Genomic DNA, 20,499 nt, shown 5'->3' on the forward strand with positions numbered 1-20,499 from the left:
AGTTGAGCCCAGGCGCGGCAGGCGCGCAAGCGATCAGTCCAGCTCGACCGTGCGCCAGGTGCCGCGGCCGGCCTGTTTGGCGGCGTACAGCGCCTGGTCGGCGGCGGCCAGCAGGCGGCTGGCGTCCACGGAAGCGCGGCTGTAGCCCAGGCCAATGCTGGTGGCGACATCAATGGTGCCATCGGCCACTTCGAACGGCTGCTGCATCTGCTGCATCAGTTTGGCGGCGATGGCCTCGGCGCCGGCCAGGGAATCGGCGCCCTCGACCAGCACCACGAATTCGTCGCCACCGATGCGCGCCACCAGGTCGCCCTCGCGCACGCAGGCCGTGACCCGGCGCGCGAATTCGCGCAGCACCTGGTCGCCGGCGGCATGGCCGTGGCCGTCGTTGATCGCCTTGAACCGGTCGATGTCCAGGTACAGCAGCGCCATCGGCGCGGCGCGGCGGCGTCCGCGTGCCAGGCTCGAGGACAGGCGTTCGTCGAAATAACGGCGGTTGGCCACGCCGGTGAGGCCGTCCATCCGCGCCTGCCGTTCGAGCTCGCGTTCGGCGCTCTTGAGCTGGCTGATGTCGAAGATGAAGGAGAAGAAACCCTGCACCTGCCCGTCCGGACCCAGGTCGGGAACATAATTGGTCTGGTAGTGGTATTCGCGGCCGTCCACCTGCGCCTGGCCCTCGAATGTGACGTGCTCGCCACGCAGCACCGCGGCGATGTGACCCTTGATCTCGCTGTAGATGGCTTCGCCACGCACCTCGCGCACCGTGCGGCCGATCACGTCGGCCGGATCGCTGGACAGGATGCGGCCACTGTGGCCGTTGACGAAGGTGTAGCGTTCCTGCGTATCCACGTGGGCGATCATCGCCGGGATGTTGTCGGTGACCGCACGCAGCCGCGACTGGGTGGCGGCCAGCACCTGTTCGGCGCGCACGCGGGCGGAGATGTCGCGGGCAGTGAGCAGGATCTCGGGCTGGCCATCCGGTCCGGTCACCCGGCGCGCCAGCGCCTCGATCCAGACGTAATGGCCATGTCGATGCTGCGCGCGATAGATGACAGTGGCCGAACCGCCGTCGCGCGCCAGGGCCTGGAGCTGCTGCTGCAGGCGCACGCGGTCATCGGGATGCATCAGGTCCCAGCGCGGCTGCATCAGCTCTTCCGGTTCGAAGCCCAGCAGTTCGCGGCTCGAGGGCGACAGGTACAGCGGGGTCCCGTCCAGCCGCATCCGCATCACCATGTCGCTGGCGTTCTCGGCCAGCGTGCGGTACTGCATCTCGCTGTCGCCAAGCTGCGCCAGCACGGTGCGCAGGCGGCGGTTGCTGCGGCGCTGGGCGAGGAAAAACGCCGCCAGCACCGCCAGCGTGGCGAAACCCAGCACCATCAGGATGCCGCTGAGCCGGTTCGCCTGGGCCAGGGCGCTCTCGCGCTCCTGTGCCATCTGGGTTTCGGCCTGCAGCCGCAGCAGCTCGTTCTCGCGCTCGGCATATTTCAGGCGCGCATCGAAATCGTCGGCCGCCTGCGCGCGTTCGTTCAGGGTCAGGGTGTTGTCCAGCGCCAGGAAACGTTCGAACAGCGGCGGCAACTCCGGGCTGGTGGGCTGCACGCGCAGCATGAAGGCCACCAGTTCCCGCAGCACGCGCAGTTCGTCGCTGACCAACTCCAGCGAATGGAAGGACTGCTGCGCCGCCCTCAGCTCCCGGAGCGCGAGTGTTGAATCGCCCGTATCCGCCGCCGCCAACCCCAACACCTCATGCCCCAACCCCGCCAGCTGCGAATTCTGCAACCGTTCCGCCAACTCCAGTATCCGTCGCCCGTTCAGCCGCTGGGTCGGACCATCACCGGCGATGCGCGCCAGCCTGGCCGCTTCCAGATACAGCTCGGCGCGAAGCTTTGGATCGGACAGCCGCTCGGCCAGCCGGGTCGCGCTTTCCAGCGCCCTGCCCGCCTCTTCGATGCGGCCGGTCTGCGCCAGCGCCCGCGCCAGGTTGCGCTGCAGCCGTGCGTGCACGGTCAGCCCTTCGCCTTCCCGGAGCAGGGCCAGGCCGCGCTCGGCGTACTGGGCGGCCAGGTCGTGCTTGCCCAGCGAATAGCTCATGGACGAATAGGCGAGGTAGATGTCGGCCAGCAGCTCCGCCTGCGGTGCATCCTTCAGCAGCACCTCGGCCTCGCCGAGCAGGCGCTCGCCACGGGTGTAGTCCTGCATCGCCATGCGGGCGCGGCCTTCGGCGATCAGGCCGCGCACCTCCAGATGCGGTGACTGCGCCGCGCGGGCCTCCTTGCGGGCCTCGATGCCCGCTTCCCGTTGGCAGCTCCAGTCCGCCACCACGCGGCAGGCATTGGCCTGCGCCAGGAACAGCAGGGACAGGCGCCGGTGGTCGCCGGCGATGCGGGCGTCGCGGATGGCCGGCACCAGTTCCCGGAGCACGGCTTCCGGCTCCAGCAATGCGCGCAGCTCCAATGGATCGCGTTCGACCGTGTCGGCGAGATCGGCGGGGCCGGCGGCACCGGGCTGGTGGTCGGGGCCCCGGCACGGACCATGGCGACAGACACAGCACGGCGGCCAGGATGAACCCGGATATCCCGCGGCCGCGATATTCCGTCATGCGTGACATTCCTGTGCGACGGACTCCTGTCCCCAGCCTAGCCCAAACCCGCGCCCGTGGCGCAACCCGAACCCCTCAGGCCCCGGACACCTGCCATAGGCCACCCGCGAGCGCAGCCACGACCACCACGGCAAGCACATGCCGGCCACGCGCCAGCGCGAACCAGGCCAGCAGCGCCACGGCCGTGATCAAAACGATCTCGGCAGGACGACGCCCGGCATAGAGATGAAGCCCGAACCACAGCGCAAGGTTGACGATCACGCCCACCACCGCCGCACTGATGCCGCCGATCGCCGCCGCCAGCAGCGGGCGGTCGCGCAGGCTTTCGATCCAGGGCGCCACCGGCAGCACGAACAGGAAACTGGGCAGGAAGGTCGCCCACACCGTCACCACTGCGCCCAGCAGGGCCGAGGCGAGCGGCGAAGCAAGATCGGGATGCTGCCAGCCGCCGACGAAGCCGACGAACTCGAGCACGATGATCAGCGGACCGGGCGTGGTTTCGGCCAACCCCAGGCCAACCATCATCTGCCCCGTCGTCAGCCACTGGTGTTGTTCGACCGCCAACTGCGCCACGTACGGCAGCACCGCATAGGCACCGCCGAAGGTCACCATCGCGGCCTGGCTGAAAAAGACCGCCTGCGCCCAGGCGGTGCTGTCGGCACCCAGCGCAGCACGAACCGCCAGCAGCGGCAGCCACCAAGCCGCCAACAGCGCCACCGCGAGCATCAGTGCGCGGCGCTTGCCGGGATCGGCCCTCCCGGTGCCCGGCAGGGATGGCGAGGCATCCTGGTGCAGTTCCACCGTCAGCCACCCGGGCCGGAACCGGCCGGCGCACAGGCCCAGCAACGCGGCCCCCAGCACGATCCAGGGAAAGGCCAGGCCTGCGCCCAGTCCGATCAGGGCCAGCATCGCCAGCATGCGTGCAAAACCACGCTTGAGCACGCGTCTTCCCAGCCGGATGACCGCCTGCAACAGCAAGGCCAGCACCGCCGCCGACAATCCAAGGCTGATGCCGCCGACCACCGGCAGCGCCCCGAAGCGCAGATAGGCCCAGGACAACAGGGCCAGCAGCAGGGTCGCCGGCAGCACGAACAGCACGCCGGCCGCCAATCCGCCACGCAAACCGTGCAGCCGCCAGCCCAGGTACGTCGCCAGCTGCATCGCCTCCGGACCGGGCAGCAGCATGCAGTAGTTGAGCGCGTGCAGGAATCCCGCCTCGTCCACCCAGCGTCGGCGTTCGACCAGTTCCGCGTGCATCACCGCGATCTGCCCGGCCGGGCCGCCAAAGCTGATCCAGCCCAGCGTCCACCAGAACTTCAGCGCCTGGGCGAAGGTGGGCTTCATCGGCTCAGCCAGCTCAGGGTTCACGCTGTAGTCTTTTCGGCAGCTTCGTCCATGATGGCCACCCGGATGGCTGTTTTGTGAACGTTTCTCGCCGCGATTAGAGCACGCCCCCAGCCCCTTGCTGCCACCCTGCCCGCGATGAAAGCCCGCCGCCCCACCCGGCCCGACCCGCGCCCGGAACGCACCGAAGCGCTGCGCCTGGCCGACGGCCGCGAGCTGTGGCTGCGTCCGGTGCACCCGGCCGATGCCGGACCGATCGCCGGTGCGTTCGAACTGCTGGACGAAGACGAGGTCCGGCGCCGCTACCTGCACCCGGTGAAGGCGCTCAACCCTGAATACCTGGACGCACTGGTGCGCCCTGTTCCCGGCGAAGCCTTCGCCGTGGTCGCGGCCGAACCGTTGCCGCCGGGCGAAGCCCTGGTCGGCGCCCTGGCGCGCCTGAGCCGCGACCCCGACCGCGACAGCGCCGAGTTCGCGATCCTGGTCTCGCATTTCGTGTCCGGCCAGGGACTGGGCATCGCGCTGATGCGCCGGCTGGTCGAATGGGCCGAGGCGAACGGCATCCGCCGCATCTGGGGCGACGTGCTGGACGAGAATACCGCGATGATCGCCCTGGCCCAGGTCATGGGCTTCCGGCGCGACACCAGCCCCGAGTCGCCCAACCTGCTGCGTATCGTGCTGGAACTGTCTCCGCCGAAGAAAACGCGTCGCCGCTGACCCGGCCCGGCCACCGCCTGCGGTAAACTCCGCGGCCCCATGACCCGCCCCCACCTTCCCTCCGCGCCGCGCCCCAAGGCCGGCCAGCAGCGCGCCCTGTGGCGCGCGCCCGCCAGTGCCAGCGCGCTGGCGCTCGGCCTGGCCGAAGCCGCGTGCGGACACGATGGCCTGGTGCTGGCGATCACCCGCGACAGCCACGCCGCGCAGTCGCTGGAACACGACCTGCGCGTGCTGGCCGGCGGGCTGCCGGTGCTGCATTTCGCCGACTGGGAAACCCTGCCCTACGACCTGTTCAGCCCGCATCCGGACATCGTGTCCCAGCGCGTGGCGGCGCTGTACCGGCTGCCGACGACGCGCAAGGGCGTGCTGGTGGTGCCGGTCGCGTCCCTGATGCAGCGGCTGCCGCCGCCGGCCTGGATCGCCGGCAACACGCTCGACCTTACGCGCGGCCAGAAGCTGGACCTCGACGCCGAGAAGCGCCGGCTCGAAGCAGCCGGCTACCGGAATGTGCCGCAGGTGCTGGACCCGGGCGATTTTGCGGTGCGCGGCGCCCTGCTCGACCTGTATCCGATGGGCGCGGACCAGCCCTATCGCATCGAGCTGTTCGACGACCAGATCGACTCGCTGCGCAGCTTCGACCCCGAGACCCAGCGCTCGGACCACGCGGTCGAATCGGTGCGCCTGCTGCCGGCGCGCGAATTCCCGCTCGATGCCGACAGTGCCAGACGCGTGCGCGAGCTGCTGCGCGAACGATTCGAATTCGACCCGCGCCGTTGCCCGCTGTACCAGGACCTGAAGGAAGGCGGCGCGCCGGCGGGCATCGAGTATTACCTGCCGCTGTTCTTCGACAGGACCGCGTCGCTGTTCGAACACCTCTCCGGCGACACGCTGGTGGTGCTGGGCGACGGCGTGGCCGAAGCCGCCGAAGCCTTCTGGGCACAGACCAGCAATCGCTGGGAACAACGCCGCCACGACATCGAGCGGCCGATCCTGGCGCCCGCCGAGATCTTCCTGCCGCCGGAAGAATTGCGCGCATCGTTGAACAAGACCGCACGCATCGAAGTCTGCGGGCAGGCGCATCCCCAGCGCGACAAGGCCGTGGCGATGGCGGAACAGCCCGCGCCCACGCTGCCCTGGAGCCAGAAGGGCGGCGACCCGGGCGCCGCCCTGCACGGTTTCCTGCGCGCCTATCCGGGCCGCGTGCTGATGGCCGCCGATTCCGCCGGCCGGCGCGAGGCGCTGATCGAACTGCTGGCCTCGGCCGAGCTCAAGCCCGCGGCGGTCGCCGGCTGGGATGCCTTCCTCGCCGGCAATGAGAAATTCGCGATCACCGTCGCGCCGCTGGAGGAAGGTTTTGCGCTCGACGCGCCGCCGCTGGCGGTGCTGACCGAGCGCCAGCTGTTCCCGGAACGCGCCGAACAGTCGCGCCGCCGCCGCAAGGCCGCGCGCGACCCGGACACGGTGCTGCGCGACCTCAGCGAGATCCAGCTCGGCTCGCCGATCGTGCACGAGGACCACGGCGTCGGCCGCTACCACGGCCTGGTGGTGCTCGACACCGGCGGCGTGCGCGGCGAATTCCTGCAGATCGAATACGCCAAGGGCGACAAGCTCTACGTGCCGGTGGCGCAGCTGCAGCTGGTCAGCCGTTATTCCGGCGCCTCGCCCGAGCTGGCGCCGCTGCATTCGCTGGGCGGCGAGCAGTGGGAAAAGGCCAAGCGCAAGGCCGCCGAGAAGGTGCGCGACGTGGCCGCCGAGCTGCTGGAGATCCAGGCACGCCGCCAGGCCCGCCAGGGCCTGGCGCTGCCGCTGGACCGGGCGATGTACGAACCCTTCGCGGCGACCTTCCCGTTCGAGGAAACGCCCGATCAGCTGACCGCCATCGACGCGGTGATCGCCGACTTGGGCAAGTCGCAGCCGATGGATCGCGTGGTCTGCGGCGATGTCGGCTTCGGCAAGACCGAAGTCGCGGTGCGCGCCGCCTTCGTCGCCGCCACCGCCGGCAAGCAGGTCGCGGTGCTGGTGCCGACGACCCTGCTGGCCGAGCAGCACTACCGCAATTTCCGGGACCGTTATGCGGACTGGCCGATCCGCGTCGAGGTGCTGAGCCGCTTCAAGTCCGCCAAGGAGATCAAGGCGGCGCTGGCGCAGCTGGCGGAGGAAAGATCGACGTGATCGTCGGCACCCACCGGCTGCTGCAGGGCGACGTGAAGTTCCACGACCTGGGCCTGGTGATCGTGGACGAGGAGCAGCGGTTCGGCGTGCGCCAGAAGGAGGCGCTGAAGGCGCTGCGCGCCGAGGTGCACCTGCTCACGCTCACCGCCACGCCGATCCCGCGCACGCTGAACATGGCCATGAGCGGCCTGCGCGAACTCTCGATCATCGCCACGCCGCCGGCGCACCGCCTGGCGGTGCAGACGGTGGTCACGCCCTGGGACGCCAACCTGCTGCGCGAAGCCTTCCAGCGTGAACTGGCGCGCGGCGGCCAGGTCTATTTCCTGCACAACGAGGTCGACACCATCGACAGGATGGCGCGCGAGCTGGGCGAACTGGTGCCGGAGGCGCGCATCCGCGTCGCCCACGGCCAGATGCCCGAACGCGAGCTGGAACAGGTGATGCTCGACTTCCACCGCCAGCGTTTCAACGTGCTGGTGTGCACGACCATCATCGAGTCGGGCATCGACATCCCCAGCGCCAACACCATCGTGATCCACCGGGCCGACCGGTTCGGACTGGCGCAGTTGCACCAGTTGCGCGGCCGCGTCGGTCGTTCGCACCACCGCGCCTACGCCTATCTGGTGGTGCCGAACAAGAAGGCGATGACCGGCGATGCCGAGAAACGGCTGGAAGCACTGGCCTCGCTGGAGGAACTGGGCGCGGGCTTCACCCTGGCCACGCACGACCTGGAGATCCGCGGCGCCGGCGAACTGCTGGGCGAGGACCAGAGCGGCCAGATGGCCGAGATCGGCTTCTCGCTGTACACCGAGCTGCTCGAGCGCGCGGTGAAGTCGATCAGGTCCGGCAAGATCCCCGACCTCGACCCGACCCTGCGCCACGGCGCCGAGGTCGAACTCAACCTGCCGGCCCTGATCCCCGACGACTACCTGCCCGATGTGCATGCGCGCCTGACGCTGTACAAGCGCATCGCCGGCGCCCGCGACGAGGACCGCCTCAAGGAACTGCAGGTGGAAATGGTGGACCGCTTCGGTGTGCTGCCCGATCCCGCCAAGCAGCTGTTCGCCGTCGCGGAACTGAAACTGGCCGCAACCCCGCTCGGCATCCGCAAGCTCGAACTCGGCCCCACCGGCGGCCGCGTGATCTTCCTGCCCCAGCCCACCATCGACCCGATGTCGGTGATCCGCCTGATCCAGGGCCAGCCCAAGGTCTATGCGATGGAAGGCCCGGACAAACTGCGCCTGCGGATGGAACTGCCTGACGCCAGCTCGCGCCTGCGCACCGCCAAGGGCCTGCTGTCCCTTCTGGCCAAGGGCTGATCGATCCGCTTGGCCGGGGGCACTGCGCCGGCTACATTGGCCACATCGGCACAGGGGCGGACAATGAACGATGCAGTGGCAGGCAAGGCACCGGTGATGGCGGGCTGGCTCTCGCTGGGCGCGGCATGGCTGCTGTTCCTGATCCCCTTCCCCGGCTTCGGCATCCTGGGCTGGGTGGTTAACCTGGTCGCCTTCATCCTGTCCATCATCGTGATGTCGAAAGGTGAAACCGCGCAGGGCATCGGCCAGCTGGTGTGCAGCCTGGTCGTGTCGCCGATCGTGTATCTGATCGGGCTGGTGTTGTTTGTCGGCCTGCTGGGAACGATGGAGCAGATGTGATGCGCGTTTTCTGGATGCTTTTCGCCCTGGCCCTGCCCATGACCACCCTCGCCCAGTCCAGCACCGTCGTGATCGTGGTCCGCCACGCCGAGAAGGCCGCCAACGACCCGCGCGACCCGACGCTGAGCGAAGCCGGCCAGGCCCGCGCGGCGGCACTGGCAAGGGCGCTGGAACACGCCAGCCTCGACGCCGTCTACAGCACGCAGTACCGACGCACGCGTCTGACGGCAGAGCCGGCCGCGAAGGCGGCGGGACTTGAGGTGAAGGTGCGGCCCATCGACGGAAACAACGCCGCCACCTACGCCGCCGACCTGGCCCGCGACCTGCGCGCCCTGCCCGCCGGCAGCACCGCGCTCGTGGTCGGCCACAGCAACACCGTGCCCGAACTCGTGCAGGCGATCTCGGGGCTGGCGGCGGAGCCGATGCCGGAGTCGGAATTCGACCGCTACACGGTGATCACGCTCGACGCCGACGGCAAGGCCCGCGTCAGCACCAGCCGCTACTGATCCGCAACGTTGGGTTTCCGGTGCGGACCTTCCCGGCCCTGGGCCGCGTGGCATGCTATCGGCACCTCGCCCCCGGAGCCCGCCATGACCCTGTCCATCCCGCCGCGCGTACACGACCTGGGCGGCGGTTTCACCGTCAAGCGCCTGCTGCCGCATGCCAAGGCGCGCCGCGTCGGCCCGTTCGTGTTCTTCGACCACATCGGCCCGGCCGAACTCGGCCCCGACCAGGGGCTCGACGTGCGGCCGCATCCGCACATCGGCCTGGCCACCGTCACCTACCTGTGGGAAGGCGCGATCATGCACCGCGACAGTGTCGGCTCGGTGCAGGAGATCAACCCGGGGACGTGAACTGGATGACCGCAGGCCGCGGCATCGTGCACTCGAACGCACGCCCGACCGCCTGCGCGGCAAACCACAGCGCATGCACGGCCTGCAGACCTGGGTGGCGCTGCCGCTGGCGCACGAAGAGCACGCGCCCACGTTCGCGCACCATCCGAAGGCGACACTGCCGGTGATCGAACTGCCCGGCGCCACGCTCACCATCGTCGCCGGCCATGCCTTCGGCGAACGCGCGCCGGTGGCCGTGCTGATGGACACGCTGTACGTCTCGATCGATCTCGAGCCGGGCTGCGCCCTGCCCATTCCCGCCGAACACGCCGAACGTGCGCTCTATCCGGTCGCCGGCGAGCTCGAACTCGACGGCGAAGCGCTGCCCCTGGAACACCTCGCGGTACTCGACCCCGGTACCGAGCCCCTGCTGCGCGCGAAAACGGCGTCGCGGGTGATGCTGCTCGGCGGCGCGCCGCTGGACGGCAACCGGCACGTCTGGTGGAACTTCGTGTCCAGCTCGCGCGAACGCATCGAGCAGGCCAAGGCCGACTGGCGTGAAGGCCGCATCGGCCAGGTCCCCGGCGAAACCGAGTTCATCCCCTGCCGGAATCCTGATCCCTTCCGGTCCGGGGCGAATGGGTGCATAAAGGCCGGGTCGCCGTCGGCGGCAGGCCCGCCAGGCGGGCCCCGATCCTGGACCCCTGGGGAGAGAGAGACATGGCAATCGGAAAGAAACTCGGTGCCGAATTCTTCGGCACCTTCTGGCTGGTGTTCGGCGGCTGCGGCAGTGCGGTGCTGGCCGCGAATTTCGGCGGCGACGGCAATCCGCTGGGTATCGGTTTCGTCGGCGTGTCCCTGGCCTTCGGCCTGACCGTGCTGACCATGGCCTATGCGGTCGGCCACATCTCGGGCGGGCACTTCAACCCGGCGGTGACGCTGGGCCTGGTGGCGGCGGGCAAGTTCCCGGCCAAGGACGTCGTGCCCTATGTCGCCGTGCAGGTGATCGGCGGCCTGGCGGCAGGTTTCGTGCTGCTGCAGATCGCCAGCGGCGTCGCCGGCTTCGCGCCTGGCGGATTCGCCAGCAACGGCTTCGACGCACTGTCGCCCGGCGGGTATTCCATGCACGCGGCCCTGATCACCGAAGTGGTGATGACCTTCTTCTTATGGTGATCATCCTGGGCGCCACCAGCAAGCGGGCGCCGGCCGGCTTCGCGCCCATCGCCATCGGCCTCGGGCTGACCCTGATCCACCTGGTCAGCATCCCGGTCACCAACACCTCGGTGAACCCGGCGCGTTCCACCGGCGTGGCGTTTTTCGCGGAGACCGCCGCGGCGTCGCAGCTGTGGCTGTTCTGGGTGGCGCCGATCGTCGGTGCGGTGCTTGCCGGGCTGGCTTCGCGCTGGCTGCAGGACGACGCGGACTGAACCCGCCGTTGCAAGCGTGCTCCACGGAGGCCGGGTTACCCGGCCTCCGTCGTTTTCAGGCCAGCGTGGTCGGGATCTCGACCGTGCCGGTGAGGATGCGGTGCACCGGGCAGGCGTTGGCGATCTGCAGCAGGCGCTCGCGCTGTTCGTCATCGAGCGTTCCACGCAGTTCGACGCTGCGCGTGATCACGGTGCGTTCCTTGTCGCGTTGGGCGTAGTCGAGCTTCACCTCGACGCCTTCCAGCGGCCATTGCTTGCGTTCGGCGTACATGCGCAGCGTCATCGCCGTGCAGGCGCCCAATGCGCTGAGCAGGATCTCGGTGGGCGCCGGGCCGGTGTCGCCGCCACCGGCGTCCACCGGCTCGTCGGCGACCGTGTGGTGGTGGCCGACGACCAGTTGGGTCGCGTAAGGCGGATATGTGGCGCCGATGCGGACGGTGGCGGGACGGGTCATGGCGTGCTCCTGGTGCGGTGGGGCCGGGCTCAGAAACGCCCGGCCTGGAAGTCTTCGAACGCCTGCCGCAGTTCGGCCTGGGTGTTCATCACGAACGGGCCATAACGCGCCACCGGCTCGCGCAGCGGGCGGCCGGCGACCAGGATCAGGCGCGTATCGGCGTCGCGACCCTCGAGCACGATGCGCTCACCCGGGCCGAACACCGCCAGCTCCTGCGCCACCACCGTCGTCGACTGCTGGGCTTCGCCGAAATCCACCGCGCCCTCGTAGACATAGGCAAAGGCCGAATGCCCGACGGGCAGGGACTGTTCGAAGCGGGCACCGGACGCGAGACGCAGGTCGAGGTAGGTCGGATCGGTGGCGGGCTGCGAGATCGGACCCACCGTGTCGCGAACCCGGCCGGCGATCACCTTGGCACGCACGCCGGGCGCCGCATCGATCTCGGGAAACCGGTCGGGACCGTATTATTGGTACTTCGGCGCCGTCATCTTCTCGCCCGAGGGCAGGTTCACCCACAGCTGGAAACCGCGCATGCGGCCTTCTTCCTGCTCGGGCATTTCCGAATGCACGATGCCACGTCCGGCGGTCATCCACTGCACGCTGCCGGGCACCAGCACGCCTTCGTTGCCATGGTTGTCCTTGTGGCGCATGCGGCCGTCGAGCATGTAGGTCACGGTCTCGAAGCCGCGGTGCGGATGCGAGGGGAAGCCCGCCAGGTAGTCTTCCGGCCGGTCGGTGCCGAATTCGTCGAGCAGCAGGAAAGGATCGAGGTCGGGCAGCGACTGCCCGCCGATGACGCGCGTGAGCCGGACCCCGGCGCCATCGCTGGCGGCCTGGCCACGAAGCTTGCGGACGACCTGGCGGATCGGGGTGGACATGTCAGTCTCCTGTAAGCATGGCGCCGGATGCGCCCTGGGCATAACGTAAGGCCCGGCACGGCGATCCACAGCGCCGGGCCCGCAACGCAGGGTTGCATGGGGTCGGCGATGACACCAGCCGAGGCCGGTCCGGACCCGCGATTGCGTTCTGCTTGATGATCCCCTCCGCCGGTGCCCCATGGTCCTGAGCCCCATGCCCAACCTGCGCCGCCGCCGGACCGATGGTGCCGCCGTTGCCCCGACCGGTGCCCGGCTGCCCAGCCTGGTGGCCCCGCGCCTGCAACTGCGCTGGCTGGAATCCGAAGACCTGGACGACCTCTACGCGGTGTTCGCCGACAACGACGTCACCCGTTTCTGGAGCCACAGCGCCTGGCGCGACCGCGACGAGGCCAGCATCTACCTGGAAGCGATCCAGCGTGGTTACGACCAGGGCAACCTGTTCCAGTGGGGCATCGCCCTGCGCGGCGACGACCGCATCATCGGCACGACCACGCTGTACGGCATCGACCACGCCCAGGGACGCGCCGAACTCGGCTTCGCGCTGTCGCGCGAGCACTGGGGCCGCCGCTACGCCCGCGAGGCGCTGACCGTGCTGTTCGACCACGCCTTCAGCGTGATGGAACTGCGCCGGATCGAGGCCGACGTGGATCCACGCAACCAGGCTTCCCTGCGCACGCTCGAAGCCCTGGGCTTCCGGCGCGAGGGTTACCTGCGGCAACGCTGGCAGGTCGCCGGTGAACTGCAGGACAGCGTGATGATGGGCCTGCTGGCCAGCGACTGGCAGGCGCCGCGCTGAGGCCGGGCTGACTTCCCGATCGCGTTGACAGCCCCCGGCACCACGCCGAACATGGCAGCCCCGACCCCTTGGAGCCCGCCATGTCGCCGCGCCTGAGCCTGATCGCCTCCGCCCTGCTGCTGGCCGCCTGCGGCGGTCCCTCCGAACCCGCCGCCGAGGGCGGCACCGCCGCCACGCCACCGGCCTCCGACGGCGAAAAAATGGTCTATGTGTACAACTGGTCCGACTACGTGGCCGAGGACACGCTGGCCAACTTCGAGAAGGCCACCGGCATCCGGGTCGTCTATGACGTCTACGACGCCAACGAGCTGCTCGAGGCCAAGCTCATGGCCGGCGCCTCCGGTTACGACGTGGTGTTCCCGTCGGCCCGGCCCTTCGCCCAGCGCCACATCGCCGCCGGGGTGTATGCGCCGCTGGACAGGTCGAAACTGACGAACTACGGCAACCTCGACACCGGGCTGCTCACCGCGCTGCAGGACGTGGACCCCGGCAATGCCCATACCGTGCCCTACATGTGGGGCACCACCGGCCTGGGCATCAACGTCGGCAAAGTCAGGGAAGCACTGGGCGAAGACGTCGCGCTCGACTCCTGGTCGCTGCTGTTCGACCCGGCCAACGCCGAGAAGCTTGCCGCCTGCGGCATAAGCGTGCTGGACGACGAACAGGAAGCCTTCGCGGCCGCCCTGATCCATGCCGGCCGTGACGCCAACGCCACCGGTGGCGATGAGGTGCAGGTGGTCACCGACGCCTACGCGAAGATCCGCCCGCACATCCGCTACTTCAACTCGTCCAAGTACATCGACGACCTGGCCAACGGCGACCTGTGCCTGGCCATGGGTTATTCGGGCGACGTCTTCATGGCCAGCGACCGCGCGGCCGAAGCCGAGAACGGCATGGAGATCCTGTACGTGATCCCGAAGGAAGGCGCCGTGCGCTGGTTCGACCTGATCGCGATCCCCAAGGACGCGCCGCACGCCGACAACGCGCACGCCTTCATCAACTACCTGCTCGAGCCCGAAGTGGCGGCAAGCATCACCGACTACGTCGCCTACGCCAACCCCAACACCGCCGCGACGCCGCTGGTGGACCCGGAAATCTCGGGCGACCCGGCCATCTATCCGCCGGCCGAGGTCATGGCCAAGCTGGTCGACCCGGCCACCTTCGCGCCCGAGGTCACGCGCGAACGCGTGCGCGCCTGGACCACGATCAAGACCGGGCGCTGAAGCCCGGACCGGGAACCATGGAAAAGGCGCCCTTCGGGGCGCCTTTTTTGTTCACGGCATGCCCGCGGCTGCTAGCGCATGGAGCGCGGCGCGATGGCCCGCGAGACACGTCGCGAATATACGTACACCGTGGCCGGCGGCACGTTCCACCAGGTGAAACTGCCACGGCGTGCGTTCAGGTCCAGGGCCTCGATCACTTCCTTGGCCACCGGATTGGCCGGCCCATAGGTGAACTGCACGAAACGCCCCTGCGGCTGCATGACATCGAAGGCTGCAGTGAGGATCGCCTGCTGCGTCGCCTTGGGCATGGACAGCAGCCCCAGGCCGGAGATCACCGCGTCCGCCGGCGCGTCCGGGCCGAAACCGCGCGCCGCGGCAACGTCGCCCAGGTCGCGGGCATCGGCGCAGGCCACCTGCACGGTAGGGAAGTGTTTCTGCAGGTGCTGGTGCAGTTCCTCGTTGAGCTCCAGCACCAGCAGATCGGCCGGCGCGATGCCGTGGTCGAGCAGGGCCTGGGTGAACACGCCGGTGCCGCCACCCAGTTCGATCACGCGCCGGGCGCCACGCGGCAGTTCCGACATCATCTGGCGCGCCAGCTGCGGGCTGGACGGCGAGATCGCCGCCACGCCGAGCGGGTTCTTCAACCATTGCCGGAAGAAGGTCCAACCATGTGCGAGGGCGTTGTTGTTCTGGGGTGCCATGGCGACAGCATAATGCCCCGGACGTGTTTCGCGCGGGTTAAGCCCTATCGCGCAAGACTGGCGTCCCTTGCCCCGCCCGAGGCCCGGCCCATGCGCGCTGTCCTGTTGCTTTCAGCACTTGTCCTGATGCCGGTCGCCGGGTCGGCGGCCGATGAAAACCCCGACGCGCCGGCGCGTACGCCACTGCGGGGGCCGACTGCCTGGACCCGACCTCGGCGCGGACCTGGGACTATGTCTCGGGCACGGAGCTGCTGGTGGATGCGGGGCGCCGGAAATATCGCATCACGCTGGCCGAGTACTGCACCGAACTCGGTTACGGCGCCGAGATCAGCTTCAAGGGCGACAGCATCGGCGGCCGCGTCTGCGGCAATGTCGCCGAGGCCGTCAAGGTCAAGAGCATGAGCTGCCGGATCGAACGCATCGAGATCATCGATGCGGAAACCTACAAGGCCAGCACCGACGGCCGGAAGGGCGAGGTCTCCACGTCCGCGTCGACCGACTGAACCCGGGTCAGGTCCGCCGCAGTTCCCAGCAGCGGTGGATGCGCGGGTTGCGTTCGAAGTCGGGGTCGATCGTGCGCGGACTGATTTCAGTGCACACGGCGAACTCCGCCACCGCGGCTTCGTCCAGCCGGAAACGGCGGAAATTGTTCGAGAACAGCAGCAGGCCGCCGGGCGCCAGCCGGGCCATGGCCGCGCGCAGCAGGCGCACGTGGTCGCGCTGGGTGTCGAAGTCCTCGGCGCGGGCGGAATTCGAGAAGGTCGGCGGGTCGCAGAAGACCAGGTCGTACTGGCCGCGGTCGGCGGCCAGCCAGGCCATCGCGTCGGCCTGCACCAGCCGGTGCTGGCGGCCGGTGGCGCCATTGAGCGCCAGGTTGCGGCCGGCCCATTCCAGGTAAGTACCCGACAGGTCGACGCTGGTAGTTTCCGCCGCGCCGCCGGCCGCCGCATGCACACTGGCAACGCCGGTGTAGGCGAACAGGTTCAGGAAACGTTTGCCGGCGCTTTCGCGGCCGATGCGCAGCCGTACCGGGCGATGGTCCAGGAACAGGCCGGTGTCGAGGTAGTCGTGCAGGTTCACCTGCAGCCGCACCTTGCCCTCGCGCACGGTGATGAACTCGCCGCGCTTGTCCATCTTCCCGTACTTGCTGCCGCCCTTGCCGCGGGCACGGGTCTTGATGGCGACCTGGGCCGGCGGCACCGCGAACACCTCGCGGGTGGCGTCCAGCAGTTCGCCGAAACGCCGGCGGGTGTCGGCCTCGGGGATGCTGGACGGCGCTTCGTATTCCTGCACGTGCACGAATTCGCGCGCTTCGCCGCCGTCCTCGCGATAGATGTCGATGGCGGCGGAATATTCCGGCAGATCGGCATCGTAGACGCGGTAACAGGTGATGCCCTCGCGTTCTCGCCAGGACTTGAAGCGCTTGAGGTTCTTGCGCAGGCGGTTGGCGACCATCTGCGCGCCTTCCGACAGCGGTTTCGCCTCGCGCGGTTCGCGTGCCGGGGGCTGCAGCGGATCACAGAGCAGCAAGGTGCAGGCGATCGCGCCATTGAAGAATTCGTAGCGCTTGGCCGCACGCAGGCCGGTGGCCTGGGCCAGTTCCCCGGAGCCGCAGAGCAGCACCGCGCGCCATTCGGGCACGGCGCCGCGCAGCGCGTCGCCCAGCTCGCGGTACAGCGCTGCATCCGCCGCCAGGCGCGCGTCGTAAGGTGGATTGCAGACGACCAGCCCTCGGGCGTGGCCCGGCGCCCGCAGCGATTTCACCGCGGCGCGATCGAAACGGATCAGGTCGCCCACGCCGGCGCGGTCGGCATTGGCCTGGGCCGAATGCAGGGCCGCGGGGTCGGAGTCGGCACCGAAGAACACCGGCTGCAACGCGGCGCGTCCGGCTTCCGCACGTTGCCGTGCTTCGAGCTCGATGCGGTTCCACAAGACCTCGTCGAAACCACGCCAGCGCGTCGGCAGCGCACCCTGCAGGCGCTGCAGGCCGGGCGCCACGTCGGCGGCCATCAGCGCGCCTTCGATCAGCAGGGTGCCGCTGCCGCACATCGGGTCCAGCAGCGCGCCGCCTTCGGCATGGATCTTCGGCCAGCCACCGCGCAGCAGCATCGCCGCCGCCAGGTTTTCCTTCAGCGGCGCCTCGCCCTGCGACTGGCGCCAGCCGCGCCGGTGCAGCGGGCCACCGCCGAGGTCCACCGAAACGATGGCCTTGCCCTTGCGCACCACCAGGCTCAGGCGCAGGTCGGGGTTCTCGGTGTCCACCGACGGCCTCACGCCATGAGCGGCGCGCAGGCGGTCGACCACGGCATCCTTCACGCGTTGCGCGGCGTAACGTTCATGCGTCAGCGCCGGACCGGAGACGTGCGCGTCCACCGCCAGCGTGCCTTCGGGATCCAGGTGCGTGCTCCAGTCGATCGCGTGCACGCCGTGGTAGAGGTCGTTCTCGTTGGCGCAGTCGAACTCGGCCAACGGCCACAGCACGCGGCTGGCCAGGCGCGAGAACATCACCGCACGGTAGGCGGCCCCGGGTTCGCCTTCGGCATTGGCGCCGGCCAGTGCGGCGGTGGCCTTGCCCGCGCCCAGTGCCACCAGTTCATCGGCCAACAGGTATTCCAGGCCCTTGGCGCAGGCGACGAAGAACCGCATCAGGAAAGCATCTGCAGGAAGCGGCCGAACTCCTCGGCGCAGAACTCCACGTGCGCGGCCAGGCGGTGGCTGTCGGGCACCAGCACCAGGTGTCCTGGCGGCGCTGGGCCCAGCGCACGACGTCCATGGCGGGAATCAGTTCGTCCTCCCAGCCATGCACGATGCGCGTGGGCACCATCGCGGCCTTGAGATAACGCGGGTTCGCGTCCAGCGCGATCGGCGGCGCCATCAGGAACAGGCCGGCCACCGGCACTTCCCGCGACACATGCGCCGAGATGTAGGCGCCCATGCTCGACCCGGCCAGCACCAGCGGCTTGCGGGTATTGGCGTGGGCACGCGCGCCCAGGCGCAGGATGCGGCCGGGCACGTCGCCCAAGGGGCCGATCACATCGAGGTCGCGGTAGTCCGGGCGTTCGTGGGTCCAGCCCATCTGGCTGGCGACCTTGGCCAGCGCCGTGGCCTTGGTGGCGTCCGGTCCGCTGTCGAGCCCATGGGAAATGATGATGTGGCCGCTCATGCGCCCTCCTCCACGACCGGCACCACCGGGTCGCCGACCGCGATCAGCCCGCTTTCCAGGATGCGCGCGCACAGGCCGCCGTGGCCGCGCATCGCGTTGTAACCACCGGGTCCCAATGCCGCTTCCATGCGCGAGCACGGGTCGCACTCGTCCGTGCCTTCGAACAGGGCCTGGCCGATCCGGAACCGTCGGCCCTTCAGCGCGATCAGGGGGATGCCAGACACCACCACGTTTCGACGCAGCAGCGACGGGGCGATGGAATCGTGACCGCTCAGCGTGGCGATGGCCGGCAGGTGTTCGGCCTGGATCAGGGTGATGCCGCGCTTGCCGCTGCCGCTGGTGTAACGGTCACCGACCAGCCCCTTGCCCGCCACCGCCTCGACCCGGGCGACGTCCACCATGGCCACGTCGCGCGCCGGACGCAGGCCGATCCAGCGCACCTGCCCGGACGCGGCAGCGTGGCCATGAGGGCGCCAAGCGCGGAGTCGGCGGGAAAGGGCATCGGGGGCTCCGGGAAGGCCGCGATGTTAGCATGCGGCCATGAGCCCGGACCTGCCGCCAGACCCCACGATCAACGACTGGCCGCTGCCCTACGAGCAGCGGCTGGAGGCGCGCCCGCTGGACACCGTGGACCTGGTGGTCATCCACTGCACCGAACTGCCCGACCTGGCCCTGGCACGCGAATACGGCCAGCGCGAGCTCTACGACAGCGGCACCGGCAACAGCGGCCACTACTACATCGACCGCGACGGCAGCATCCATGTGTTCGTGAAGCCCGAGCGCGTCGCGCACCACACCAAGGGCTACAACGAGCGTTCGGTCGGCATCGAACTGGTGAACGCCGGCCGTTACCCGGACTGGCTGGACTCGCGCCGGCAGACCATGGACGAGCCCTACACCGACGCCCAGGTGGACGCCCTGCTGGCCCTGCTGCAGCGTTTACGGCGCGAGATCCCGACACTGGAATTCATCGCCGGCCACGAGGACCTGGACCAGGCCCGCGTGCCGTCGAGCGACAACCTGCACCAGCTGGTGTTCCGCAAGCGCGACCCCGGACCGCGTTTTCCCTGGTCGCGCGTGCTCGACACGGTGCCGCTCGACCGCATCCGCCCCTGAACCGCGGGCCGGGGCCGGACCACGGCGTCCCTGATGCGGCAGGTATAATCGGCGGCTGAAACCCGGAGTCCCCATGACCGCACCCGTCGTCGCCGAACTGGTCGACCTGCTACGCCTCGAACGCCTCGAGGACAACCTGTTCCGCGGCCAGAGCCGCGACATCGGCACCAAGTACGTCTTCGGTGGCCAGGTGCTGGGGCAGGCGCTCGCCGCGGCACAGCAGACCGTGGACGATGGCCGCCACGTGCACTCGCTGCATGCCTACTTCCTGCGTGCCGGCGATGTCGACCACCCGATCGTCTACGACGTCAACCGGGCGCGCGACGGCAAGAGCTTCTCGGTGCGGCGGGTCACCGCGATCCAGCACGGCCAGCCGATCTTCTTCACCTCGGCCTCGTTCCAGGAGCCGGAGCCGGGCGCCGAACACCAGCTGTCGATGCCCGAGGTGCCGCAGCCCGAAGACATCGAGGCGGTGCCGGCGCCGAGCGCAGAGCAGCTCGCGCAGCTGCCGCCCAAGGCGCAGCGCTGGCTGAGCCGGATGGGGCCGTTCGAGATCCGCCCGGTCTACCCGCGTGACGACCTGCGGCCGCCAAAACGCCCGCCGTTCCAGCATGTCTGGTTCCGGCTGACCGGCGAGGTCGGTGATTCGCCGGTCCTGCACCAGGCGCTGCTGGCCTACGCGTCCGACTTCCACCTGCTGGGCACGGCGACCTTCCCGCACGGCATCAGCTACTACCAGCCGAACGTGCAGATGGCCTCGCTGGACCACGCGATGTGGTTCCACCGCCCCTTCCGCGCCGATGACTGGCTGCTGTATTCGCTCGACAGCCCCAGCGCCCAGGGCGCACGTGGCCTGTCGCGCGGCATGATCTACAGCCGCGATGGCCGCCTGGTGGCGTCCACCGCGCAGGAAGGCCTGATCCGCGTTCTGCCCGAAACCAGGAGGCCCGCTGATGCGCCAGGTATTCACATCGGTGCGGCTGGAGAACGTCGAGAACGTCGAGCGCCTGCTCAACGCGGAAGGCATCACCACCAAGATCACCGGCGGCCGCAGCTGGAAGGGCGTGAGCCGGCGCGAGTTCAGCTACAGCAACAAGAACCACGACCCCAGCCAGCAGCCGGCGCTGTGGGTGATCAAACCCGACGACTTCAAGCGCGCGCGGGAAATCCTGCACGACGCCGGCCTGCTGGAAGCCACCCGCGACAACTCCTACGTGCCCGAGGCGCTCAAGTTCCGCGACGCGCCGGCGGCCGGTCCACAGGCGCGCATGGCGCGTTTCCGCATGATCCTGCTCGGCGCCGTGGCGGTGGGTGGCGGCCTGCTGCTGCTGCGCATTTTCATGGCCTGACCGGGCGCTTGCCCCGGGCCCGGACCCGGGGTAGACTGCGGTGGCCGTCTGCAGGGGCAGACGCCGATA

General features: G+C 69.3%; 13 protein-coding genes and 7 pseudogenes. 12 read left to right on the forward strand and 8 right to left on the reverse strand.

Annotated features, from left to right (window positions below):
- Window positions 1–33 precede the first annotated feature (33 nt).
- Window positions 34–2,421 (reverse strand): diguanylate cyclase domain-containing protein, encoded by a 2,388-nt coding sequence (locus FRZ33_RS12665; protein ID WP_146910046.1) that lies wholly within the window; start codon window positions 2,419–2,421, stop codon window positions 34–36.
- A gap of 253 nt (window positions 2,422–2,674) precedes the next feature.
- Window positions 2,675–3,943, reverse strand: a complete 1,269-nt coding sequence (chrA, locus tag FRZ33_RS12670; protein ID WP_146910048.1) for a chromate efflux transporter — start codon at window positions 3,941–3,943, stop codon at window positions 2,675–2,677.
- Window positions 3,944–4,081: 138 nt separating this feature from the next.
- Here chrA and FRZ33_RS12675 point away from each other — a divergent pair, with 138 nt between their 5' ends.
- From FRZ33_RS12675 to aqpZ, 6 genes and pseudogenes are all read left to right on the forward strand, one after another.
- Window positions 4,082–4,660: a GNAT family N-acetyltransferase gene (locus FRZ33_RS12675; protein WP_146910050.1), complete on the forward strand. Its 579-nt coding sequence runs from the start codon at window positions 4,082–4,084 to the stop codon at window positions 4,658–4,660.
- Between the two features lie 39 nt (window positions 4,661–4,699).
- Window positions 4,700–8,151: pseudogene (gene mfd / locus FRZ33_RS12680) on the forward strand (transcription-repair coupling factor).
- 63 nt (window positions 8,152–8,214) lie between these two features.
- Window positions 8,215–8,490: a hypothetical protein gene (locus FRZ33_RS12685; protein WP_146910052.1), complete on the forward strand. Its 276-nt coding sequence runs from the start codon at window positions 8,215–8,217 to the stop codon at window positions 8,488–8,490.
- A 38-nt stretch (window positions 8,491–8,528) separates the two neighbouring features.
- Window positions 8,529–8,996, forward strand: coding sequence for a SixA phosphatase family protein (locus FRZ33_RS12690; RefSeq protein ID WP_158637228.1), 468 nt, complete (start codon window positions 8,529–8,531; stop codon window positions 8,994–8,996).
- An 84-nt stretch (window positions 8,997–9,080) separates the two neighbouring features.
- A pseudogene (locus tag FRZ33_RS12695) lies at window positions 9,081–9,927 on the forward strand (pirin family protein); the annotation flags it as partial.
- A 116-nt stretch (window positions 9,928–10,043) separates the two neighbouring features.
- Window positions 10,044–10,750 (forward strand): annotated as a pseudogene (gene aqpZ, locus FRZ33_RS12700) (aquaporin Z).
- Between the two features lie 55 nt (window positions 10,751–10,805).
- On the opposite strand, the gene FRZ33_RS12705 reads toward aqpZ, so the two are convergent.
- Both FRZ33_RS12705 and FRZ33_RS12710 read right to left on the reverse strand, forming a co-directional pair.
- Complete coding sequence (locus tag FRZ33_RS12705) at window positions 10,806–11,204, reverse strand: OsmC family protein (protein WP_146910055.1); 399 nt, start codon at window positions 11,202–11,204, stop codon at window positions 10,806–10,808.
- A 29-nt stretch (window positions 11,205–11,233) separates the two neighbouring features.
- Window positions 11,234–12,082 (reverse strand): annotated as a pseudogene (locus FRZ33_RS12710) (pirin family protein).
- Between the two features lie 178 nt (window positions 12,083–12,260).
- Here FRZ33_RS12710 and FRZ33_RS12715 point away from each other — a divergent pair.
- Both FRZ33_RS12715 and FRZ33_RS12725 read left to right on the forward strand, forming a co-directional pair.
- A complete protein-coding gene (locus FRZ33_RS12715) occupies window positions 12,261–12,878 on the forward strand; it encodes a GNAT family N-acetyltransferase (protein WP_146910057.1) in 618 nt (205 codons plus the stop codon).
- A gap of 80 nt (window positions 12,879–12,958) precedes the next feature.
- Window positions 12,959–14,101 carry a polyamine ABC transporter substrate-binding protein gene (locus FRZ33_RS12725; RefSeq protein ID WP_174754969.1) on the forward strand — a complete coding sequence of 381 codons (1,143 nt, stop codon included), beginning with the start codon at window positions 12,959–12,961 and terminating at the stop codon, window positions 14,099–14,101.
- A 71-nt stretch (window positions 14,102–14,172) separates the two neighbouring features.
- Here FRZ33_RS12725 and FRZ33_RS12730 read toward each other — a convergent pair whose 3' ends face one another.
- Window positions 14,173–14,802 carry a class I SAM-dependent methyltransferase gene (locus FRZ33_RS12730; protein ID WP_146910059.1) on the reverse strand — a complete coding sequence of 210 codons (630 nt, stop codon included), beginning with the start codon at window positions 14,800–14,802 and terminating at the stop codon, window positions 14,173–14,175.
- A gap of 200 nt (window positions 14,803–15,002) precedes the next feature.
- Between FRZ33_RS12730 and FRZ33_RS12735 the strand changes: the two genes are divergently transcribed.
- The gene (locus FRZ33_RS12735; RefSeq protein ID WP_227978350.1) at window positions 15,003–15,305 is read left to right on the forward strand and encodes a DUF6491 family protein; all 303 of its coding nucleotides are present in this window, start codon (window positions 15,003–15,005) and stop codon (window positions 15,303–15,305) included.
- A gap of 7 nt (window positions 15,306–15,312) precedes the next feature.
- Here the strand turns inward: FRZ33_RS12735 and rlmKL are convergent, their stop codons facing one another.
- The 3 genes and pseudogenes from rlmKL to FRZ33_RS12750 form a co-directional block, all read right to left on the reverse strand.
- Window positions 15,313–17,448, reverse strand: coding sequence for a bifunctional 23S rRNA (guanine(2069)-N(7))-methyltransferase RlmK/23S rRNA (guanine(2445)-N(2))-methyltransferase RlmL (rlmKL, locus tag FRZ33_RS12740; RefSeq protein WP_146910063.1), 2,136 nt, complete (start codon window positions 17,446–17,448; stop codon window positions 15,313–15,315).
- Window positions 17,448–17,965, reverse strand: a pseudogene (locus FRZ33_RS12745) (alpha/beta hydrolase). Before FRZ33_RS12745 ends, rlmKL begins: the two are co-directional and overlap by 1 nt.
- Window positions 17,962–18,467: pseudogene (locus tag FRZ33_RS12750) on the reverse strand (MOSC domain-containing protein). Before FRZ33_RS12750 ends, FRZ33_RS12745 begins: the two co-directional pseudogenes overlap by 4 nt.
- Window positions 18,468–18,505: 38 nt before the next feature.
- Between FRZ33_RS12750 and FRZ33_RS12755 the strand changes: the two are divergent.
- The 3 genes and pseudogenes from FRZ33_RS12755 to FRZ33_RS12765 all read left to right on the forward strand — a co-directional run bounded on the left by FRZ33_RS12755 (window position 18,506) and on the right by FRZ33_RS12765 (window position 20,430).
- Window positions 18,506–19,081 carry an N-acetylmuramoyl-L-alanine amidase gene (locus FRZ33_RS12755; RefSeq protein ID WP_146910065.1) on the forward strand — a complete coding sequence of 192 codons (576 nt, stop codon included), beginning with the start codon at window positions 18,506–18,508 and terminating at the stop codon, window positions 19,079–19,081.
- A gap of 73 nt (window positions 19,082–19,154) precedes the next feature.
- A pseudogene (gene tesB / locus FRZ33_RS12760) lies at window positions 19,155–20,042 on the forward strand (acyl-CoA thioesterase II); the annotation flags it as partial.
- Entirely contained in the window at window positions 20,035–20,430 is a 396-nt protein-coding gene (locus tag FRZ33_RS12765) for a pathogenicity-like protein (RefSeq protein WP_146910066.1), read from the forward strand. The pseudogene tesB and the gene FRZ33_RS12765, both read left to right, overlap by 8 nt.
- Window positions 20,431–20,499 lie beyond the last annotated feature (69 nt).

The sequence above is a fragment of the Arenimonas daejeonensis genome (assembly GCF_007993735.1).
Classification (GTDB): Bacteria; Pseudomonadota; Gammaproteobacteria; order Xanthomonadales; family Xanthomonadaceae; genus Arenimonas; species Arenimonas daejeonensis.

Bases quoted from the DNA above. Each gene is read 5' to 3' on its own strand.
- chrA (WP_146910048.1), bottom strand. From the start codon at position 3,943: ATGAAGCCCACCTTCGCCCAGGCGCTGAAGTTCTGGTGGACGCTGGGC.
- FRZ33_RS12675 (WP_146910050.1), top strand. From the start codon at position 4,082: ATGAAAGCCCGCCGCCCCACCCGGCCCGACCCGCGCCCGGAACGCACC.
- FRZ33_RS12685 (WP_146910052.1), top strand. From the start codon at position 8,215: ATGAACGATGCAGTGGCAGGCAAGGCACCGGTGATGGCGGGCTGGCTC.
- FRZ33_RS12690 (WP_158637228.1), top strand. From the start codon at position 8,529: ATGACCACCCTCGCCCAGTCCAGCACCGTCGTGATCGTGGTCCGCCAC.
- FRZ33_RS12705 (WP_146910055.1), bottom strand. From the start codon at position 11,204: ATGACCCGTCCCGCCACCGTCCGCATCGGCGCCACATATCCGCCTTAC.
- FRZ33_RS12715 (WP_146910057.1), top strand. From the start codon at position 12,261: ATGGTCCTGAGCCCCATGCCCAACCTGCGCCGCCGCCGGACCGATGGT.
- FRZ33_RS12725 (WP_174754969.1), top strand. From the start codon at position 12,959: ATGTCGCCGCGCCTGAGCCTGATCGCCTCCGCCCTGCTGCTGGCCGCC.
- FRZ33_RS12730 (WP_146910059.1), bottom strand. From the start codon at position 14,802: ATGGCACCCCAGAACAACAACGCCCTCGCACATGGTTGGACCTTCTTC.
- rlmKL (WP_146910063.1), bottom strand. From the start codon at position 17,448: ATGCGGTTCTTCGTCGCCTGCGCCAAGGGCCTGGAATACCTGTTGGCC.
- FRZ33_RS12755 (WP_146910065.1), top strand. From the start codon at position 18,506: ATGAGCCCGGACCTGCCGCCAGACCCCACGATCAACGACTGGCCGCTG.
- FRZ33_RS12765 (WP_146910066.1), top strand. From the start codon at position 20,035: ATGCGCCAGGTATTCACATCGGTGCGGCTGGAGAACGTCGAGAACGTC.